18 protein-coding genes are annotated in these 19,049 nt (G+C 59.6%); 4 read left to right on the top strand and 14 right to left on the bottom strand.

All coding sequences use genetic code 11. The features are described from left to right. Nucleotides 1-18: 18 nt before the first annotated feature. Nucleotides 19-762 (bottom strand): M50 family metallopeptidase, encoded by a 744-nt coding sequence (locus VJU77_15590; protein ID HKP04775.1) that lies wholly within the window; start codon nucleotides 760-762, stop codon nucleotides 19-21. Between the two features lie 167 nt (nucleotides 763-929). Next, on the bottom strand, nucleotides 930-1,409 hold the full coding sequence (locus VJU77_15585) for a GNAT family N-acetyltransferase (GenBank protein ID HKP04774.1): 480 nt from the start codon (nucleotides 1,407-1,409) through the stop codon (nucleotides 930-932). A gap of 253 nt (nucleotides 1,410-1,662) precedes the next feature. Between VJU77_15585 and rpmH the strand changes: the two genes are divergently transcribed. Continuing rightward, complete coding sequence (gene rpmH, locus VJU77_15580) at nucleotides 1,663-1,836, top strand: 50S ribosomal protein L34 (protein HKP04773.1); 174 nt, start codon at nucleotides 1,663-1,665, stop codon at nucleotides 1,834-1,836. 54 nt (nucleotides 1,837-1,890) lie between these two features. On the opposite strand, the gene VJU77_15575 is transcribed toward rpmH, so the two are convergent. After that, entirely contained in the window at nucleotides 1,891-3,036 is a 1,146-nt protein-coding gene (locus VJU77_15575) for a lipocalin-like domain-containing protein (protein ID HKP04772.1), read from the bottom strand. Nucleotides 3,037-3,038: 2 nt separating this feature from the next. Next, nucleotides 3,039-5,609 (bottom strand): FtsX-like permease family protein, encoded by a 2,571-nt coding sequence (locus tag VJU77_15570; GenBank protein ID HKP04771.1) that lies wholly within the window; start codon nucleotides 5,607-5,609, stop codon nucleotides 3,039-3,041. 93 nt (nucleotides 5,610-5,702) lie between these two features. Here VJU77_15570 and VJU77_15565 point away from each other — a divergent pair, with 93 nt between their 5' ends. Continuing rightward, complete coding sequence (locus VJU77_15565; GenBank protein ID HKP04770.1) at nucleotides 5,703-5,897, top strand: hypothetical protein; 195 nt, start codon at nucleotides 5,703-5,705, stop codon at nucleotides 5,895-5,897. A gap of 227 nt (nucleotides 5,898-6,124) precedes the next feature. Here VJU77_15565 and VJU77_15560 read toward each other — a convergent pair whose 3' ends face one another. From VJU77_15560 to VJU77_15550, 3 genes are all read right to left on the bottom strand, one after another. Then, entirely contained in the window at nucleotides 6,125-6,697 is a 573-nt protein-coding gene (locus VJU77_15560; protein ID HKP04769.1) for a hypothetical protein, read from the bottom strand. A 297-nt stretch (nucleotides 6,698-6,994) separates the two neighbouring features. Further along, the gene (locus VJU77_15555) at nucleotides 6,995-7,504 is read right to left on the bottom strand and encodes a hypothetical protein (protein HKP04768.1); all 510 of its coding nucleotides are present in this window, start codon (nucleotides 7,502-7,504) and stop codon (nucleotides 6,995-6,997) included. Between the two features lie 270 nt (nucleotides 7,505-7,774). After that, complete coding sequence (locus VJU77_15550; GenBank protein HKP04767.1) at nucleotides 7,775-8,293, bottom strand: hypothetical protein; 519 nt, start codon at nucleotides 8,291-8,293, stop codon at nucleotides 7,775-7,777. On the opposite strand from VJU77_15550, the gene VJU77_15545 reads away from it, so the two are divergent. Both VJU77_15545 and VJU77_15540 read left to right on the top strand, forming a co-directional pair. Continuing rightward, on the top strand, nucleotides 8,283-9,692 hold the full coding sequence (locus VJU77_15545; protein ID HKP04766.1) for a response regulator: 1,410 nt from the start codon (nucleotides 8,283-8,285) through the stop codon (nucleotides 9,690-9,692). The genes VJU77_15550 and VJU77_15545 overlap by 11 nt on opposite strands. Before the next feature lie 30 nt (nucleotides 9,693-9,722). Further along, nucleotides 9,723-10,196, top strand: a complete 474-nt coding sequence (locus VJU77_15540; protein HKP04765.1) for a response regulator — start codon at nucleotides 9,723-9,725, stop codon at nucleotides 10,194-10,196. A gap of 29 nt (nucleotides 10,197-10,225) precedes the next feature. Here VJU77_15540 and VJU77_15535 read toward each other — a convergent pair whose 3' ends face one another. The 7 genes from VJU77_15535 to VJU77_15505 all read right to left on the bottom strand — a co-directional run bounded on the left by VJU77_15535 (nucleotide 10,226) and on the right by VJU77_15505 (nucleotide 19,013). After that, nucleotides 10,226-10,894: a response regulator transcription factor gene (locus VJU77_15535; protein HKP04764.1), complete on the bottom strand. Its 669-nt coding sequence runs from the start codon at nucleotides 10,892-10,894 to the stop codon at nucleotides 10,226-10,228. Next, nucleotides 10,891-13,563: a PAS domain S-box protein gene (locus VJU77_15530; protein ID HKP04763.1), complete on the bottom strand. Its 2,673-nt coding sequence runs from the start codon at nucleotides 13,561-13,563 to the stop codon at nucleotides 10,891-10,893. The genes VJU77_15535 and VJU77_15530 overlap by 4 nt, the downstream gene beginning before the upstream one ends. Then, nucleotides 13,564-14,013 (bottom strand): response regulator, encoded by a 450-nt coding sequence (locus VJU77_15525; protein ID HKP04762.1) that lies wholly within the window; start codon nucleotides 14,011-14,013, stop codon nucleotides 13,564-13,566. Further along, entirely contained in the window at nucleotides 14,006-16,795 is a 2,790-nt protein-coding gene (locus VJU77_15520; protein HKP04761.1) for a PAS domain S-box protein, read from the bottom strand. Before VJU77_15520 ends, VJU77_15525 begins: the two co-directional genes overlap by 8 nt. Next, entirely contained in the window at nucleotides 16,756-17,412 is a 657-nt protein-coding gene (locus VJU77_15515; protein ID HKP04760.1) for a helix-turn-helix domain-containing protein, read from the bottom strand. The genes VJU77_15520 and VJU77_15515 overlap by 40 nt, the downstream gene beginning before the upstream one ends. A 215-nt stretch (nucleotides 17,413-17,627) precedes the next feature. Next, nucleotides 17,628-18,482, bottom strand: a complete 855-nt coding sequence (locus VJU77_15510; protein ID HKP04759.1) for an MEDS domain-containing protein — start codon at nucleotides 18,480-18,482, stop codon at nucleotides 17,628-17,630. 126 nt (nucleotides 18,483-18,608) lie between these two features. Further along, entirely contained in the window at nucleotides 18,609-19,013 is a 405-nt protein-coding gene (locus VJU77_15505; GenBank protein ID HKP04758.1) for a hypothetical protein, read from the bottom strand. Between the last annotated feature and the right edge of the window lie 36 nt (nucleotides 19,014-19,049).

The following is a 19,049-nucleotide window of genomic DNA, read 5'->3' as shown; positions in this document are numbered from 1 at the left end:
GAGCCGTTTGGATTTACTCTAGAGACCCGGGCGCTCTGTTTCCGGAATTGTCGGAACCAAACGCGCCGCGCGATTCGCCTCCTCCTCCTGCACGAGCGCCTTGGCATACTGCCAGCCGGCAATGGCGCGACTGATCAGGAAAAACGCCATCACTGCCACCCAGATTGGCTCCATGACCCGCAACAAAAGGGCAAGGCCCGCCAGGAGGACCGCACCGACCAAACCAAGGGCGCTGGCAATCTGCAGGCTGCGAATTTCACCCAACGGAAACCAAAGCAAAGCGCGCAAAATCTGGCCACCATCGAGCGGATAGACGGGGAGGATGTTGAAGATCAGCAACATCAGGTTGATCTGCCCAACTTGGGTGAGCAGAAGGTAAAAATTGGGCGCCTCCTCGGCTGCCCCTTCTAACATCGCGACAGCTACGGAAAAGACGGGGATGAGAATCACGTTTACCAGCGGTCCCGCAGCAATGCTCCAAAGCATGGCGCCGGCGCGCCGGGGCGGATCGACAAAAGCGATCCCGCCGAGGGGCCAAAGGACGATCTGATCGGCCCGCCCTCCGGTTTGGCGGCAGGCGAGGGCGTGACCAAACTCGTGCAGCAGCACTAGAAGAAAAAGTGCGAGGTATTCGTACGCCGCCCAAATCGTTGAGCTGTAAGGATTCGCTCGCTGAATCTCGTAGGCCGCGACCAGGAACCAGGAAAAATGCAGATAAACCTGGATGCCGCTGAATTTGAAAAGACGAATCGTGCCGCCCATCGGCCGCAAATCTACAACTGATTAGGAGGCTGCGCGCACGATTTCGTGACCAAGCGCTTTCCCGTTTCGACAGGCTCAAGGCCCTGAGTCCAACCGAAGGGCAAACCGCCCATCTTCCTGCCCGGCGGTTTTCCGAACCGCGCGCTCTTCCGAGCCCGTCGCTTCAGTTAAAGCGTGGTCGAAGGCGCGTCCGGGGCAATCAACAGCCGCATCGGCAGCATGTGGGACTCGTAAAACCCGTGGCGCTTGAAGAAATTCTGCGAGCGCAGCTCCGGCCGGTCGGTCAGCAGGGTGATGCGCAAAAACTTCTTCTGCTTCGCGAAATTGATCGCGTATTCGAGCAGTTGCGATCCGTAGCCGTGACCTCGGAACGAGTCGTGCACGACGAGGTCCTCCAGGAGGATGACAAAGCCGCCCTCGGCCGTGCTGATCGTGAAAAGCAGATTGATCATGGCGACGATCGTGCGATCGCGCCGCAGGACAAAAACGCGCCCGCGATTCGGCTCCTCGAAGATGAGGCGCAAGCCTTGCAGCTGTTTCTCCTTGTTCGGGCGAAAGTCTTTTTCCTCGCTAAAAAGCTCGCCCAAAAGATTGGACAGCTCGTCCAGGTCTTCGAAAATGGCAGGCTCGATAACGACTTCGCTCATGGGCACTCCGTTATTCCATAAACGCAACCCTCTGGCAATGCGGATTGCCGATTCCGCCTTGGAGATGGACGGCCAACAGGCCTTGGAGACGGCCTGCCTTCAGGCCGTTGAGAACGAGGCCTCGCGTCATCCCTCCGGCACGATGGCGTGCCGGCTCCAATCCCAGAAGCAGGAGCGAGCACGATGACGAGGGGGCCCGCAGGCGAACGGTTGACAGGAGGGCGATACCCCTTAACGTAGCCGCTCTTCAGCTATGAAACGCACGCTCCAGCGCTCAAAACGCACCCGAAAGAATCAGCATGGTTTTCGCGCGCGCATGAGCACCAAAGGCGGGCGGGCCACCCTCGCCCGGCGCCGTCAGCGCGGACGTAAACGCCTCCTGCCGAAGGGCACGGAAGTCCATTACGCCCGGCATACGAAGGCGTAGTAGCGTCAAAGCGTTGAACCGTTAAAGCGGCCGCACGCTTCAGCCTTCAACGGTTCAACGGTTCAACTCATTGCCCAGCCGCCCGGCATAACCGGTCAGCTCGAGATATCCGCGGCCCGTCACAGCCTGGCCCTCCCGCGTCCCGTTCGCATCGATGGCGCCTTCCCAATAGGTAATCGGGGCGATCCGCAGTTCCTGCTCCTCGAGCGCTCGCTTCAGCGTGAACTCGATCTTTTCTCCCGGGATCGTGACCTTCCACGCAACCGGGTAGCGGCCGCCGCTTTTTTTGCTTTCCCAGAATTCAAGTGGTGTCATTTGGAAATCGGAGGCGCGAAGGTGCTTCGTGGTCCCATCCGGCGCGATCCAGCTGCCGCTCGACGCCGGATCCGCCTCGCCGTTGGCGAGCCGCATTCGGTAGAGCATCAACTCGGCGCCGTCCTCCCATTGCAGGCAAACCCAATCCCAACCGACATGTCCTCTGCCAAGCTGGCTCGTCGACCATTCGTGGTCGAACCAGCTCGCCCCGTGGACCTGGTACTTCGTTCCATCGAAAGTCAGTTCGCCGCTCGTCTCGAGGCGCGTCAGGGAATAATAGTGAGACGCAGCCGTTCCGTCGGCGGTCTTCGTGCTCACGCCGTTCTCGCCGTGGATCGCCGGTGCCTTGGCCGGGCGAAGATGGAGACGCAAGGCGCCGAAACTTGTCGCCGCCTGAAGTTCGAACTGGTTTTCTCCGGTCAACTCCAGCGTCCAGTTCTGTATCCAGGCCAGGCGCTGTCCATCGTCGAACCCAGCTTCGCCGAAAGCACCACGATTCGTTTTCTGTTCGAAGCGAAACTGTTTTCCGGCGACGTTCGTAATGGCGAAGTGCGCGAACTTGAGATCGTCGATAATGAAGCGAGAGGCGTTCGGATCGCGTCCTCCCGCGGGCCTGATGCCCTGACGGAAGAAAGTCAGCTCGTATCCGAACCGATGGCCGTCCGCGTCGAAAACGTTTCCGGTGAAGTACCACCACTCCGTCTTGAATTCTTGATGGCTGCGGTGATCCCGGGGGAATTCATAATGCCATCCGGGCTCAGCCGTCTTCCAATCAGCCGCGGACGCAGTCAGGGCAAAAGTGATGACAAACAATCGAAATTCGCCGTAACGCAGCCAGCGTAGCTGGCGAGGCCGGGCTTTCAAAATCGAGAATCGAAATTTCATGTTCATTCGTCCCGAAGGTTATCCGCCAATTCCATCCGGCTGGCGCGCCAGGCCGGGACAATCCCCGCCATGATGGCCGCGGCGAGAATCCATACCGGCGTCCAAGCCAGGCTCTTCCAGGGGAACGCGAGATGAATCGTCCAGCCGAAGAAGACGCGATTGATGACGCCAGTCAGGACGAACGCAAGGGATAGTCCGCAGACCAGCCCGACCGCTGCCGCCAGCAAACCGAGCATCGCCGTTTCGGTCAACAGGAGCCGCCGAATTTGACCGGCGCTGGCCCCGATGGCGCGCAGAATGGCCAGCTCCCTTCGCCTTTCGGCGATCAATATGGTCAGGGACAGAAAAATTCCGGTGATGGCGACGAAGATCGAGATGAGCAGGAGGACGTAAGTGACGGCGAAGGTTTGATCGAAAATCTCGAAGATCCGCCGTCGCAACGATTCATTGGAAAAAATCGCGAATTGTCCCGCCTGGCCGAACCGCGCCCGGAATTCATCGGTTACTTCCCCGGCGGTGTGCCCGCTTTTCAGGTAGACCGCGACGCTGTGAATGCGGTCGTCGTGCCAGAAGCGAACGAAGTTCTCTTCGCTCAGATAAATGATGCCCTGATCGGTGACGTAGTCGTAGAAAATCGCGGCCACCGGGAATGAACGCGGCCCGCCCGGCGTCATCAATTCGATCGTGTCGTTCTCGCGAACGCGGTGACGGCGGGCAAAGCTTTCGGAAACGAAAACGCAGACCTCCCCGTGAAATCGGCGGATGAGCGAAGTGTGATCACCGCGGAGAAATTGAAATTCGCGGCGAATCCCGGTGATCGCGGCCAGGGCCACGTCGCTCTCGCCCATCGCGACTTCAACCGCCCGGAAAGTATCGGCGGTTTCGACCGCGGGATGGGCCGCGAGAAACTGGAACGCCTCGCGGGGAAAGAAGGCGGAATCACCGAAGGCCTCGTTCGCAGCCGGCGTAATGAAGAGATCGGCCAAGAGCGTTTGGTTGATCCAGGCTTCGACGGTTTTGCGAAAGGAAAACACCATGACGCTCACGCCGACGGTCATGGCCACGGCGATGGCGAGCGCGGCGACGGTCACGGAATTGCGCAGAAGCGCCCGGCGAAGATTTGCGGCGGCGAGCTCGGTCTCCATCTTCACCTGCCGGCGCCGGGCCCGAAAAGCGCGAAAGGCGTTCCCCACTCCCGTGCTGAAATGAAACATCAGGCGCGGAACGAGAAGAGAGAACCCGGCGATCACGAAGAACGCCGCGACGAAGCTGAGCCAGCGTGGGCCGGTGGAAAGCGCGAGACAGGAAAAGAGGGCCGCGGCCAAAACGCAGCCGAGCCCGCCGGCCAACCAGGCGGCCGAAGGAAGCACCGATCGCTCCAGCCTGGCGCCTCCGTGAAGGGCTTCGACCGGTCTTTGTCCGGCGGCTTGGTGGGCCGGGACCCAGGCGGAAAAGATCACTGACGCGACACCGATTCCCCACGCGAGGGCAAACAGCCAGAACGGCAACGCGAGATCGCGGACACTTACCAGGACGTACAGCGACGTGATCGTGGCCGAAACGGCGTTGGTCAAAACGCGAGCCAGCGCAAGTCCCCCAAGCAAACCGAGGGACGCGCCAATACCGCCGAGGACGATCGCTTCGGCGAGGAACAACATCCGGACTTCGCCCCGGGTTGCGCCTAACGAACGAAGGATGCCGATCTCATGCTGACGCCGGACGACCGACGCCGAAACGGTGTTGTAAATCAGAAACATTCCGACGAAGAGCGAAACCAGGCTCGTGAGCGCCAGATTGAGCTGAAATCCGCCGAGCATTTTCTCGACTTCCTCAGTTCGCCGGGCCGGGGCCGCGACCCGCGCATCCCGGGGAATGATCGCGCGCAACGCCGCCACGGCCGCCTCCCGTTTGCTTCGGTCCTCCAACTTCAGTTGAATGCTGCTGAGCTCGCCGCGCCGGCCTAACAACTCCTGCGCCCAGCCGATATCCATGGCCGCGAAGTGCGGATCGAAGGTGTCGTCTTTGCGCAGGAAAAAGCCAATTTCCAATTCGATATCGCGCCCACCGGCCCGGACCCGGACTTTGTCTCCCTGCTTGAGGCGATGCTGTCGAACGAATTCCTCCGAGACCGCGACGGCGTTCGGCGAGCCGAGCCAGCGCTGGAGATCGAGCTCGCTGGCATCGAAGTTCGCCGGATCAAACGTGCGGAATGGCGCGTTCGTGAAAACATCGATTCCGAGGATCTCGAGATAGTCGCCGGGAAAATCCCGCAACGGGACAAACCCGTGGACCAGCGGCGTCGCCCCGGAAATGCCCGGCACGGCCGCGACCTGGGGGAACACTGTCTCCGGCAACTGCCGTGACGGCGAAGTGATTTCGAGCTCGGCCTTGCCCGCGATGAGATCGACGCTCGCCGCGAAAGCGTGGTTCGCGCTCTGGTTCGCAATCTGAGTCGCGAGAAAAACGGCCACGCCGAGCGCGACACTCAGAATATTCAGCAAGCCCAGGAGCGGATGCCGCCGCAGATACCGCAGCACGTGCCAGCGAAAAATGCGGAGATATTGTCGCGTCACCGAACGAAGTATACCTCGTCTCGCGGGCTATCCACCGGCGATTAGGTAGTTCCCGCGCTCTCCCGCGCATGTCGTTCGCTACCTACGCACGGCGTGTATTCATCCAGTCCATTCCGCTCAATCGGCATTCCACTTCTTTTGGTGATTGCCGCGATCCTCTCCTTCGCCGGATTGCGGTTCGAGACGACCCGGCCGCCTCAGCTTTCGGCGCGGTCCACCACCGACGTAACCCATTTCTATGAAGACATCGCGGCGGAGCTCGCGGCTTCCACTCCGCCGCCCCGATGAACAGGCTCAATCGACTTCCCTTCAGCAAGCAGGTCCTTGCGATGTTCGGGATGCTCATCACGATCCTCGGCTTAATCGGGGCGTTCCTTTTTTTCAGCCTCCGCTCGATTCAACAGCACACGCAAAAGCAACTTTCCTACGTCGTAGACGAAGCCGCGCTCGTGGCGGTCGCCGGGCAAAACGTGGGCCCAATGCAGGCTGTAATTTTTCGGCACATCCTCGCGTCGTCATCCGCCGAGGACCAGGCACACGAACAGACTATTCAGGAGATCGACCGCACGAACGCGGCGACGATCGCGGCTTATGAGAAGTTCGTCGATACGCAGAAAGAGGGACAGCTCTACGCTGGCGTCCTGCAAGCGCGAAAGGAATACCTCGAGCGGACCGAGGAGCTTCTCAGCCTGAGCCGCGCGAACCGGCACGGCGAAACCAACGAATTCGCCGTCTCGAAACAAATCCCCGCTTACGACCGATATCAGCAGGCGATCGGTGCGATGACAAATCACGTCCAGATGGAGGTCGCCGGGATTGCGGCGACGACGGACCGCCGCATTTCTCGGATTCGGGCAGCAGGCCATTTCATTGTCATCCTTGCGATCCTGATCGCGATTGGAGCGGGCCTGGCGGCGGCAGCACTGGCGCGGCGATCGAGGCGGCACAACGAATTCCTTGAAAGCCAGATCGCCGAGCGCAAGCGAATGGAGGAAGTCTTGCGCGAAAGCGAGGTAAAATTCAACCAGTTGGCGGACAACGTTCAGGACGTCTTTTGGATTACTGCGCCGGATTTCCAGGCCATCCACTACGTCAGCGCGGGCTATCAGGAAATCTGGGGCCGGACCACTGAAAGCCTGTACGCCAATCCGCAGGAGTGGGCGGACGCAATCCCGGCCGAAGACCGCGCCCGCGTGTATGAAAGCTTTACCCGACTCGCGACCGATAAAGCGAGGGTCACGGTTGAATTTCCAATCGTGCGTCCCGACGGCACGACGCGCTGGATCTTGAGTCGCGGGTTTCAAGTCCTCGATAGCGCCGGCAACGTGATTCGATTTACCGGTATTGCCAGTGACATCACCGAACGCAAACAGGCAGCGGACGCGTTACGCGAAAGCGATCGTCGCTTTCGCGACATGCTCGGCAATCTCGAGCTTGTCTCGATGATGCTCGATGAGAACGCGCGGATCACTTATTGCAACGATCACCTGCTTCGACTCACCGGCTGGGAGCGGGAAACGATCATAGGCCGCAATTGGTTCGACCTTTTCGTGCCGGCCGAACTGGCGGATGAGCTCCACGGCGTCCACTCCTCTTTGCTCAATGATCTGCCGGTCGCCTGGCATCACGAAAATGAAATCATGACTCGTTCCGGGGCGCGCCGCCTGATCCGATGGAATAATTCGGTTCTGCGCTCCACCTCCGGCGAGGTGATCGGCACGGCCAGTATCGGAGAAGATGTTACCGGTCAAAAACATCAAGAAACGGAACGCCGGCGTTTGCAGGAATTCCAGCAAGCGCTCCTCGACGGAATCGGCCACGGTGTTCACGGGATCGACAAGAACGGGAAGATTATTTTCGAAAATCCGGCCGCAGCCAAAATGCTCGGCTGCCAACCGGAAGAGTTAACTGGAAAACCGGCGCATGCGACGATGCATCATTCTCATGGGGACGGCTCTCCCTACCCCGTCGAAAAGTGTCCTATCTACGCCACGATGCGCGATGGCGCCCTGCGACGGGTTAGCGATGATACCTTTTGGCGGGGTGATGGCAGCTCCTTCCCGGTAGAGTTTACGGTGGCCCCCATCCGGGGATCTTCGGACGACATCAAGGGCGCGGTTGTCGTCTTCACCGATATCGCGGAGCGCAAACGCGCGGAGGAAGAACTACGCCGAGCGAAGGATACGGCCGAAGCAGCCAGCCGGGCCAAGAGCGAATTCGTCGCGAACATGAGCCACGAGATTCGCACCCCGATGAACGGCATCATCGGCATGACGGACCTGGTCCTCGAAACGAGTCTCGATCGCACCCAGCGGGAGTATCTCAACATGGCGAAATCCTCCGCTCATTCGCTCCTTGGGTTGATCAACGATATCCTGGATTTTTCCAAGATCGAAGCCGGCAAGATGGAGTTGGAAGATATCGGTTTCAGTCTCCGAAATTGCATCGGGAACCTGCTCAAACCGCTCGCGCTCCGGGCCGACCAGAAAGGTCTTGAGCTCACGGCCGATATTCCCGCTGGGGTGCCCGATCACGTGGTTGGCGATGCGATGCGCTTGCGTCAGATCCTTACGAACCTGATCGACAACGCGATCAAGTTCACCGACCGCGGGGATGTGACGCTGGCCATCGCGGTCGAACCGGGCGGCGACAAAGAGTGCCTGCGGTTTCACGGTGAGCGACACGGGCATCGGCATCCCGGCGGACAAGCAGGCGTTGATTTTCGAGGCCTTCGCCCAGGCGGACGGCACGACGACAAGGACCTATGGCGGAACCGGACTCGGACTCGCCATCGCGGCGCGCCTTGCCCAGCAAATGGGTGGACGCATCTGGATCGAGAGCGCCGTGGGCCGGGGCACGAAGTTTCATTTTACGGCGCATCTGGCCGTGCGCCAGACCCCCGCGCCCGACATCCGTCATCTGGACCCTGCTTCACTCGATGGCATGCGCGTCCTGGTCGTCGACGACAACGCGGTGAATCGCCGCATTCTGCGCGACATGCTGGCAAACTGGCGAATGAAGCCGGCCGTGGTTGCATCGGGCGCCGCGGCGATCGTCGAGATGCTTCGAGCCGCCCATGCGGAGAGACCTTATCCTCTGGTGCTCCTCGACGGGATGATGCCGGAAATGGACGGTTTCATGGTGGCGGAAAAAATTCGCGAACACGCGGAGCTTTCTGGCGCGACGGTGATGATGCTCTCTTCCGCAATGCCGTCGGGCGCAGCCGCGCGTTGCGGAAAATTAGGCGTGGCCAGTTATTTGACCAAACCGGTCTGCCAGTCGGAGCTGCTCGATGCGATCCTCGTCGCGCTCGGACATACCGAGGATATCGAGGCCGGCCCTGACACCGCGACCGACGGAGCAGCAGCTAACGGCGGTCTGCGCATCTTGCTGGCCGAGGATAACGTAATCAACCGCGCGGTCGCCGTTGGGATTCTGGGAAAGCGCGGTCATTCGATCCGGCATGCGGCGAATGGGCGCGAGGCGGTCGAGGCGGCCAGCACCCAGGAGTTCGACTTGGTCTTGATGGACGTGCAAATGCCGGAAATGGATGGCCTGGAAGCGACGCGCCGGATTCGCGCACAGGAGACTGCAACCGGCCTTCACCTAAAGATCGTGGCCATGACCGCGCATGCGATGGCCGGCGACCGCGAGCGCTGTCTTGCCGCCGGAATGGACGACTACATCGCGAAACCGCTGCGCAAAGAGGATCTGTTGGGAGTGTTGAGTCTGGTGGAGAGCGCGCGTCGGAGTTCCGGCAAAACGTCTTCGCTTCACGATCGGCTTCTGCCCCATTGCGACGGGGACGAACAATTGAGAGCTGAATTGATTTCGATATTCCGGGAAAGCACACCGGGAATGATGGCGGCGATTGGGGAGGCGCTCCTGCGGCAGGACGGACCGGCGCTCGCCGCCCAGGCGCACAAGTTACTCAGCTCGCTCCGCTATTTTGGCGCCGGCGCCGCCGAAACTTTGGCCGCGCGCCTGGAGACGCAAGGCCGGAAAAATAATTTCGATCGGGCCAGACAAACATTCAGAAAACTTGAACGAGAAACTAATAAAATTCACGCTGCCCTCGCCTGACCCGGAATCAGTCCCGGTGACTCGACCCACTTGTCGGTTGATGTCCCAACCAAGACGCGGATTCTGGTGGCGGAGGACGATCCCATCTCGCGAGTGCTGGTGGTAAGCTGGCTCCAGAAGTGGGGGTACGATGTCATCGCCACCCACGACGGCGCTGAAGCGATGAAAATTCTCCGCCAGCCTGACGCTCCGGCGATCGCCATTCTGGACTGGTGCATGCCGGAGATGGACGGCCTGGAAGTTTGCCGCCGGCTTCGGGACAGCAAGAAGACTGTTTACCTCATTCTGCTCACCGCTCGCAGCCAGAAGGAGGACATGATCGAAGGGTTACGGGCCGGCGCGGACGATTACGTGGTGAAACCGTTCCACGCCGAGGAACTGCACGCCCGCCTTCTCGCGGGGCTACGCGTGATGACGGTGCAGGAGAATCTGGCCGCCCGAATAGCAAAGCTGGAGGCGACCTCGGGAAATCTCCAGGCGCTGAGGCTTCAGATTCCGCTCTAATGGTCGTGGCCAGTCCCAGCAGGCGCTGACTACGGCTCAATCAACTTGTTGCGGATCGCATAACGAACGAGATCGGCGACCGAGGCGAGATTGAGTTTGCGCAGGAGATTGGCGCGGTGGGTTTCGGCGGTGCGGACACTGATGCTGAGCGCGTCGGCGACTTCCTTATTGCTTTTGCCTTCGGCAATGAGCTGCACGACCTCGCGCTCGCGAGCGGTCAGACGCTGGCCGGGCTCATTATCGTCGCGCCTGCCTTCGGCGCGATTGATAATGTTCGAGAACAGGATTTCGGACACTCGCGCGGTGAAATACGGTTTATGCCGCGCCAGCGATTGGACCGCCTCGACGAGGAAATGATGGGCTTCGGTTTTCGCGACGAAACTCTTGATCCCGGCGTCGAATGCCTGCCGGATCAAGTCATCGCTTTCGTGGGCGGTGAACATGACGATTTCAGTTTCAGGAACTTGCCGCTTGATCTGGATCGCCGCATCGAGCCCATTCAGGTGCGGCATGGTCATGTCGAGGATGACGATGTCAGGCTTGAGCTCGATCGCGCGCGCGACCGCTTCCCGGCCGTTCGTGGCCAGCCCGCAGACTTCCCAGCCCGGCTGTCTTTGGATCACGGCTTGAGTGCCTTGTCGCATGACGTCGTGGTCGTCCGCAATCAGGATGCGCAGGGATGATGTCGGAATTGTCATGAGTTGTCAGGTTGGGCGTGAAGCGCCTCGTGAAGCGTCTTCAGCAGTTTGGTTCTGTTGTATGGTTTGGTCAGGCAGGCGTGGACGTTCAACTCCTTCAGTTCCTCTGAGTGCTGCTCCTGGCCACCACGCCCGGTCGAAGCAATCAGCCGCACGTCCGGCTTAATTTTTCGCAGGGTTCGAATAAGCGCGACGCCATCCATCACGGGCATCGACAGATCGGTTAGCACCAGTTTTATCTCGTCCCGGCGGGTAGCGAAAATCGCGAGCGCCTCGGCGGCGTCGCCCGCCGTAAGAACCTGGTAACCATGTCCCTCCAGCAGGGCCTGAGCGATTTGCAGGATCGGTTTTTCATCGTCCACCAGGAGAATCAACTCGCCGGCGGCCAGCGGAAATTCCGCGTCGGGATGTTCCGGCGCGTCCAGTTCGCCTGTCTTTGCCGGCAGAAAAACCTTGAAGGTCGTACCGCGAGCCACCTCGCTGTAAACGCTCATGAATCCGCCGTGGCCTTTCACGATCCCGAGCACGCTCGAAAGCCCCAACCCAGTTCCATGACCAAGTTCTTTCGTGGTAAAGAACGGATCGAAAATCTTGTCGAGGTTCTGCGGCGGAATCCCCATGCCCGTATCCGTTACTTGAAAACAGACATGCGGACCAGGCGTCGCGCCCGGAGTCATGCTCGCGTAATGCTGGTCGACCGGAAAATTTTCCGCGAGCAGTGTGAGCGTGCCGCCTACTGGCATTGCGTCACGCGAGTTCACGGAAAGATTGAGCAGCACCTGATGCAGTTGAGTCGGATCGCCGATCACCGTCCAAAGCGGCTCCGTAATGCGGGTCCGCACCGAAATTTTTTTCGGGAACGTTTCCTCGGCGATTTTCGCCACGTCTTTGATGAGAGGCGCCGCGGCCAGGGGTAACCGGTCGCCCTCGGCGCCGCGCGCGAAGGTGAGGACCTGGCGGACGATATCGGCTCCGCGCTGCGCGCACGTTTCGATAGTGGAAAGGATTGCTTCATCGTCCGGCTCCATCTCGGCGCGACGAAGGACGGCCGAGCCCATCAGGATAGGCGCCAGAATATTATTCAGGTCGTGCGCGACCCCGCTGGCAAGGGTACCAATACTCTCGAGCCGCTGAGCCCGGAGCAGCTGGGTCTCGAGTTTCCTGTGCTCGGTAACATCCGTATTGATGATGAGAACGGAACGCGGCTCACCGGCGGCATTTCGAATCAGAGTTGAACGGCCTTCGACGATCACTTCGTGCTTGTTCTTGGTAACCTGGCGGATTTGGCCGCGAAATTCTCCCGTTGCCAGCAGCGATTTCTTGATCGGCTCGACTTGCATCGGATCGGCGAAAACTAACTGGCTAATCAGCCGCCCAACCGCTTCGTCGGCGGTCCAACCGTAGAGATCTTCTGCCCCCGCATTCCAAAAGGTTATCCGTTCCGTTTCAAAATCGCGCATGATGATGGCGTCGTGAGCGCGGTTGATGATATCGGCCTGCTCGCGAATACGTTCTTCAGCCTGAAGGCGCTCGGTAATATCGATCCCGATCCCGCAGACGAACGCGACTTCGCCTCGCTCATTCAGGATCGGGAACTTGCTGTTGAGCGCGGTCCGCTCTTCCTCACCCACGAGCGTTGGTTCGACGACTTCTTTTGGGGCCTTGGTCTCGAGGACCTGCCGATCATTCGCTTCGTAGGAGGCAGCAAACTCGGCCGGCCACATTTGCGCGGCTGTCTTGCCGAACCAATCCCGCCCGTTCATCACCATCTTCCGCACTGTCTTGTTCGCATAGACGTAGCGGCCGTCCGCGTCCTTGATCCAGGCGAAACCAGGCAAATTATCCATGAACAACGAAAAGCGGTGCTCGCTGGCACGAATCGCTTCTTCGGAACGCCTGCGCTCAGTTACGTCCCGAGCCACGCCGACAACCCGGTAAATCTCGCCCGCCCCATCGCGGACGGGAAAAGCGCGGTCGTGAATGCAGCGAATCGAACCGTCTGGACGCACGATCCGGTATTCCTCATCGTAGGTGCCATCGACCTGCTTGGTTGAAGCGGCCTGCGCAATCCGCTCACGATCTTCTGGATGAATCGCCTCCAGCCAGCTTTCGGGCGCCGCGTAAACATCCTCGCATTTCCGTCCCCAGATCAATTCGCAGCCCGGACTCACGTACAGGATCTGGTTCTTCGCCGGATTCGTAATCCAGAATACTTCCTCGATGTTCTCGGCAATCTGGCGAAAACGCTCCTCGCTTTCGCGCAATGCTTCCTCGGCGCGCGCGCGCTCTTGCCGAAGCCTGCTTTGCTCGAGCGCCAGACCGACCGCCGGCCCAAGTCGGGCCAGCCTGTCTTTCAAAAGATAATCGGTGGCCCCTTCTTTCATCGCCGCCACCGCGGTCTCTTCGCCCATCGTGCCGGAAACGAGAATGAAAGGGACCTGCGAGCCGCGCTCGTTCAACAAGCGGAGCGCGCGGATACCGTCGAACTGCGGCATCGAATAGTCCGAGAGAATGATGTGGTAATCCGCTTCGAGTTCTTCGAGGAAATCCTTCTCCGCAAAAACGCGCTTCCACTGCGGCTCGTAACCGGCGCGGCGCAATTCGCGGAGGAGCAGCTCCGCGTCACTCGGTTGATCTTCGAGAATGAGAATCCGCAATGGATTCGCCATCTATCCCTCCATCTTCGGCGGCTGGTTCAGGAGCAGCCAATACATCCCGATCTCCTGCACGGCGGTGGCAAATCCTTCGAAGTTTACCGGCTTAACGATGTAGCTGTTAACGCCAAGCTGGTAACTTTCGACGACGTCGCGCTGTTCTTTCGACGAAGTGAGAACCACCACCGGAATCGACTTCGTCCGGGGATCGGTCTTGACCTGCTTCAGCACTTCGAGCCCGTCCACTTTCGGCAGCTTCAGATCGAGCAGGATGACCTTCGGGCCATCCTCGAGCTTCCGGTTCGCATAGGACCCTTCGCAAAAGAGGAACTCGAGCGCCTCAGCTCCGTCGCGCGTGATTTGGATATTGTTGCTTAGATTCGCCTTGCGCAAGGCCCGCCGGGTCAGCTCCAGGTCGTTCGGGTTATCTTCGACGAGTAAAATTTCTACCGGTTTTTCATTCATGGTGTGGCTCTCCTTCGAGGGTGAAATAAAAAGTCGCGCCCTGGTCGAGAGCGGCTTCGGCCCAGATGCGTCCGCCATGGCGGTGGACGATTCGCTGCACGATAGCCAGGCCGACGCCCGTGCCTTCAAATTCCTCGACGCGATGCAAGCGCTGGAAGACGCCGAACAGTTTGCCGGCATAGCGCATGTCGAAGCCGGTCCCGTTATCGCGAACGAAAAAGACGTTCTCGCCCTTTCCATCTTCGCGCCGGCAACCGACCTCGATGACAGTGGACTCGCGCCGCCGCGTGTATTTCAAGGCGTTCGAAAGAAGATTGAGCCAAAGCTGTTTGAGCAACGCCGAATCGCCGAGCGACGCCGGCAGCTCCGCGATGCGCATCTCGATTTGCCGGCCTTCTTCCGGGAACCCCAATTCTTCAAGCGTTTCGCGCACGATCCGGTTGGTGTTCACGCTCCGCTTGTTGAGCGGCAATCGACTCAGCCGTGAAAACGTCAGGAGATCATCGATGAGCGCGCCCATTTTTTGCGCGCCTTCCCTGATCGTCTTCAGATAATGCCGGCCTTCCTCGGGCAACTGCGTCCCGAAATCTTCGAGCACCGCCTGGGAAAAACCATCGACTGCTCGCAGCGGCGCGCGCAGATCGTGCGAAACCGAATAAGAGAACGCTTCCAGCTCCTTGTTCGCGTTCTCCAATTCCGCCGTGCGTTGGATCACCCGCTGTTCCAGTTCGGTATTGAGTTCGCGCACCGCTGCCTCGGCCCGCTTCCGCTCCGTGATGTCGCGATTGGCTTCGAGAACGAGCTGCTGATCGTTCTCCAGCACCACCACCATCCGCGATTCGATCGTCAACTGCCGGCCGTCCCTCGCAGTATGGTTCAGTTCGCCTTCCCACTTTCCCTCGCGCGCCAGAGCGGCCCGGGCTTGCTGAAGCAGCGCTGGACTCGTCCCGAGCAACTCGTGACTCAAGCGGCCGACCGCCTCTTCCTTCGTGTAACTGTAGAGCACCGCCGCACCGCGGTTCCAAAAGCGGATCGGGCCGTTTAGCTCCCACAAAAGAATCGCGTCATAGCTTTGGTCGAGCAGGCTCGCCTGGAGCCGGAGCGATTCCTCATCCCGCTTCCGCGCGGTAATATCAGCGCGGATCGCGACGTACTGCCGCGGCTTTCCCTTTTCGTTGAGGAACGGCACGATCGTCGTATCCACCCAGTAAAAGGAGCCATCCTTCGCCCGGTTCTTGATTTCGCCATGCCAGACCTTGCCATGCGTGATCGTAGTCCAAAGGTCGCGAATGAACTCCGTAGGATGATAACCGGAATTGATGATACGATGATCTTGTCCCAGCAACTCTTGGCGGGAATACTTCGAGATTTGGCAGAACTTATCGTTCACGTAGGTGATCCGGCCCTGCGGGTCGGTCATGGCCACGATGGCGTGCTCGTCGAGGGCGGTCTTTAAGTCCCCTACTTCGCGCAACGACGCTCGGAGCTGCTCCTCAATTTGTTTGCGCTCGGTGATGTCGGCCCGAATCGCGACGTACTGCCGCGGTTTCCCCTTGTCGTTGAGGAACGGGACAATCGTCGTGTCGACCCAGTAATAGGAACCGTCCTTCGCCCGGTTCTTGATCTCGCCGTGCCAGACCTTGCCGTGCGTTATCGTGGTCCAGAGATCGCGAATGAATTCCGTCGGATGATAACCGGAATTAATAATGCGGTGATCCTGGCCGAGCAATTCTTCGCGCGAATACTTCGAGATCGCGCAAAACTTGTCGTTTACGTAGGTGATCCGGCCCTGCGGATCGGTCATCGCCACGATGGCGTGCTCGTCCAGCGCGGCTTTGAAATCATTCAGCTCGCGGAGCGAGGCGCGCAGTTGTTCTTCGATCTCCTTGCGCTGGGTGATATCGGCCCGAATCGCTACATACTGGCGCGGCTTCCCGTTCTCGTTCAGGAACGGCACAATCGTCGTGTCGACCCAGTAGAAGGAACTGTCTTTCGCCCGGTTTTTGATTTCGCCGTGCCAGACCTTGCCGTGCGCAATCGTCGTCCAAAGGTCGCGAATGAATTCGGTTGGATGATAGCCCGAGTTGATGATGCGATGGTCCTGCCCGAGCAGCTCTTCGCGGGAATACTTCGAGATCTCGCAAAACTTGTCGTTTACGGAAGTGATCCGTCCCTGCGCGTCGGTGATCGCCACGATGGCGTGCTCGTCGAGCGCGGCCTTCAAATCGCCGATTTCCCGGAGGGAGGCGCGAAGCTGTTGCTCGATTCGTTTTTGTTCGGTGATATCCCGCGCGATTTTTGAGGCGCCGATAACGCGCCCGGTAGCGTCCTTGATGGGTGAGACCACGATGGAGACATTCAGATGGGTCCCGTCCTTGCGGATGCGGATGGTCTCAAAATGCTCCGCCGTTTCACCCTTCGCGATTTTCGACAGGATCCGCTCTTCCTCCTCGAGACGATCGGCGGGAATGAGTTGCCTGGCCGGCTGGCCAACCATTTCCGCGGCGCTATAACCAAAAATCTTTTCCGCGCCTGCGTTCCAGCTTTGGACGGTCCCATCCAGGTCTTTGCGAATGATGGCGTCCTCGGAGCATTCCACGATCGCTGCCAGGCGCGCGGTCGCTTCTCCCGCATGGATGCGCTCCTTGACGGCAAAAATTTGCGAGGGCGGCGGACGGTCTGCTGCCGTTCTCGTCGCGACCGCGCTGGCGGGGGTTTTGATCGGGGATTTTTTCGTTTGAGTTACGCCGCCCTTTGCTCCCTCGGCTTGATCAATGACCACCCCAGGTTTAACCGGGGCGTGATTTCGCTGAAATTTTGAAACTCGACCGGCTTCACAATGTAGTGGGTCGCGCCCAGACGGCGGCACTCACTGACGTCGCGGGACTGGTTCGAAACCGTCAGAACAACGACCGAAATATTTTGCGTCCAAGGATCGGCCTTGATCTGGCGCAACACTTCGAGCCCGCTTTTTTTCGGAAGATTCAAATCAAGCAACATCACTTCAGGAAGCGGAACGTCCTTGCGGCTTGCGTAACGGCCGGTGGCGAAAAGAAACTCCAGCGCTTCTTCCCCGTCCGCTACCACGTGGATCGGATTGGTCAGCCGCGCTTTTTTGAAGGCGTGCATCGTGAGCCGCACGTCATGAGGGTTGTCTTCCACCAGCAGGATCTCGACGCTTGAGTCTCGCCGGCCGGCGCTCCGCTCGAACAAGACCGGCAACGAAACCTCGAGGGCCTCTGCCAGCTTTTGCACGCTCTCGAGGGACGGATTGCGCGCCCCGCGCTCCACGTCCGAGACATAGGTACGATGCAACCCCGCGCGCGCGGCGAGCTCTTCCTGGGAAATTCCCAGGGTCGCTCTTTCTCTCTTAATTGCGTTACCGAGACGGGTTTTCAATTCGGCTACCACGACAATCCTATTCCACTTTGCTTACGGACCTCTACAGACGATGAGTGACGCAGCCTCGCGTCGACATGTCGCCATTTTGAAAAAGGCCGCAGCGTTTTCATTCTGGGTCAACCTCCGCGCCTTCCCTCGCCCTGCCATTGGGGATTTCCTTAGAGGCGGGGACAAAACTGCCGGCGCTCGTGTCGGTCGTAGACCGAGCCTGTCTACGTCTCTGCCGAAACCAATCCGGTGCGAATTGCGAGCCGGACCAGTCCAGGAACATCGTGGATCTTCAGCCGGCGCATCAATTGCAAGCGATGCGCTTCCACCGTTTTCGCACTAATCCCCAGCAGCCCGGCGATCTCTTTTGTGTTCTGACCTTCGGCAATGCGTTGCAGGGTTTCGCGCTGGCGCGGACTCAACTTGTGCAGGGAACGACTGGCATTTCGTTTCGCGGCCCGCGCGTCTTTGACGTCTGCGATCTCAACCCGCTTCCATACGCCATTGCGAACCGTTACGGCAAACTGGTGGGTTCGCGCCGCGTCGAGGATTTCTCCCGCTCCGATCAAATGCAGAGGGAACGTGCAGGCGACGATTATCCGCCCGTTAGCCAACCACGCATCTAGGTCGCGTTCGAACTTGCAAAACTTAGCCGGACCAAGCTGAAAACTTATCCAGGCCGAGCTGCCGTTCACCCGCAACCCACTCAGGCCGCGCCTTTCCGCCTCAGCCGACTTTCTCCGGAAACGCGCGACCGCTTTCGAAGTATCGAAGATCCCGTTTCCGGCAAACCAGTCCGAATGCCGCCGCACGGTGAGCTGTCTGCCTCGCAGATAATCGTCAATGTTGGGCAACTTCTGCCGCAGAGCCGCTATTGCGTCCGCCTCCGAGAGGAATTCGTACGGTGTGACAATCCAAAGGCAGCACTCGTTCGCCTCCAGTCCGGTCTTGAAATACGGCACCAGAATATCGAGGAGGTCCTGCTTCGTTTCGTAAAAGATACAGAAGTGTGATCCCCACGGCACCCGGCCTACCGCTGGCAGCCCGGTCTCGCGTTCCGCGCCATTGGGGGTTTGCATGGTGCTGCAATATCTGCCCTTCGCGCCGGTTTGCCATCAAATCGTTAGGCCTGCGTTCCGCGCAGTTCCCGCAATCCGCGACCACCAGCGCGCAGGTGACGTGGAAAGGTCGCCGAATTTTAGGGGCTACGCAGCCGCGGCACGGTTCGTTTTGTGAAGCGCGCCGTCAGCAGTCGCGCCCAGCCACACCTCATGGAGACCGTCAGCCCGGGCCAGCGCGGATTCTTTGAGCTTATCGTAACCGGCGAGCAACTGATCCGCGGATCGTTCCCTGGCCCGCTCCGCTTCGCTGACGAAAGCCAGCGGATCGTTGGCGAGTTCTTCGACGTAACAATGGAGCGTGCCGATGGAACTGTATCGGCGATCGTTGAGGACAAAGCCTGCTTTCGTGATCGCGGCCGAAACCGAAGCGGCCCGCACCCAGATAGTGACGATTCCAAAGTCGCCGCCGGAAACGGATCGCTGGCCGGTCCCCGCGCGGACATCCGTCATGATCCGATAAAGATTCTCCCTGGCTCCTTTTTCAAGCATGACAATTTCAGGAATAGCGTAAGACGTGCCCGGAAG

Source organism: Chthoniobacterales bacterium (assembly GCA_035274845.1).
In the GTDB taxonomy this organism is placed as follows: Bacteria; Verrucomicrobiota; Verrucomicrobiia; order Chthoniobacterales; family UBA10450; genus AV80.
Note: the sequence above shows the minus strand (reverse complement) of the source record. Positions and strands in the feature narration are given on the sequence as shown.

Coding starts and splice junctions, on each gene's coding strand:
- VJU77_15505 (HKP04758.1), bottom strand. CDS start 19,013: ATGCTTGAAAAAGGAGCCAGGGAGAATCTTTATCGGATCATGACGGAT.
- rpmH (HKP04773.1), top strand. CDS start 1,663: ATGAAACGCACGCTCCAGCGCTCAAAACGCACCCGAAAGAATCAGCAT.
- VJU77_15530 (HKP04763.1), bottom strand. CDS start 13,563: ATGGCGAATCCATTGCGGATTCTCATTCTCGAAGATCAACCGAGTGAC.
- VJU77_15535 (HKP04764.1), bottom strand. CDS start 10,894: ATGACAATTCCGACATCATCCCTGCGCATCCTGATTGCGGACGACCAC.
- VJU77_15510 (HKP04759.1), bottom strand. CDS start 18,482: ATGCAAACCCCCAATGGCGCGGAACGCGAGACCGGGCTGCCAGCGGTA.
- VJU77_15525 (HKP04762.1), bottom strand. CDS start 14,013: ATGAATGAAAAACCGGTAGAAATTTTACTCGTCGAAGATAACCCGAAC.
- VJU77_15575 (HKP04772.1), bottom strand. CDS start 3,036: ATGAAATTTCGATTCTCGATTTTGAAAGCCCGGCCTCGCCAGCTACGC.
- VJU77_15585 (HKP04774.1), bottom strand. CDS start 1,409: ATGAGCGAAGTCGTTATCGAGCCTGCCATTTTCGAAGACCTGGACGAG.
- VJU77_15590 (HKP04775.1), bottom strand. CDS start 762: ATGGGCGGCACGATTCGTCTTTTCAAATTCAGCGGCATCCAGGTTTAT.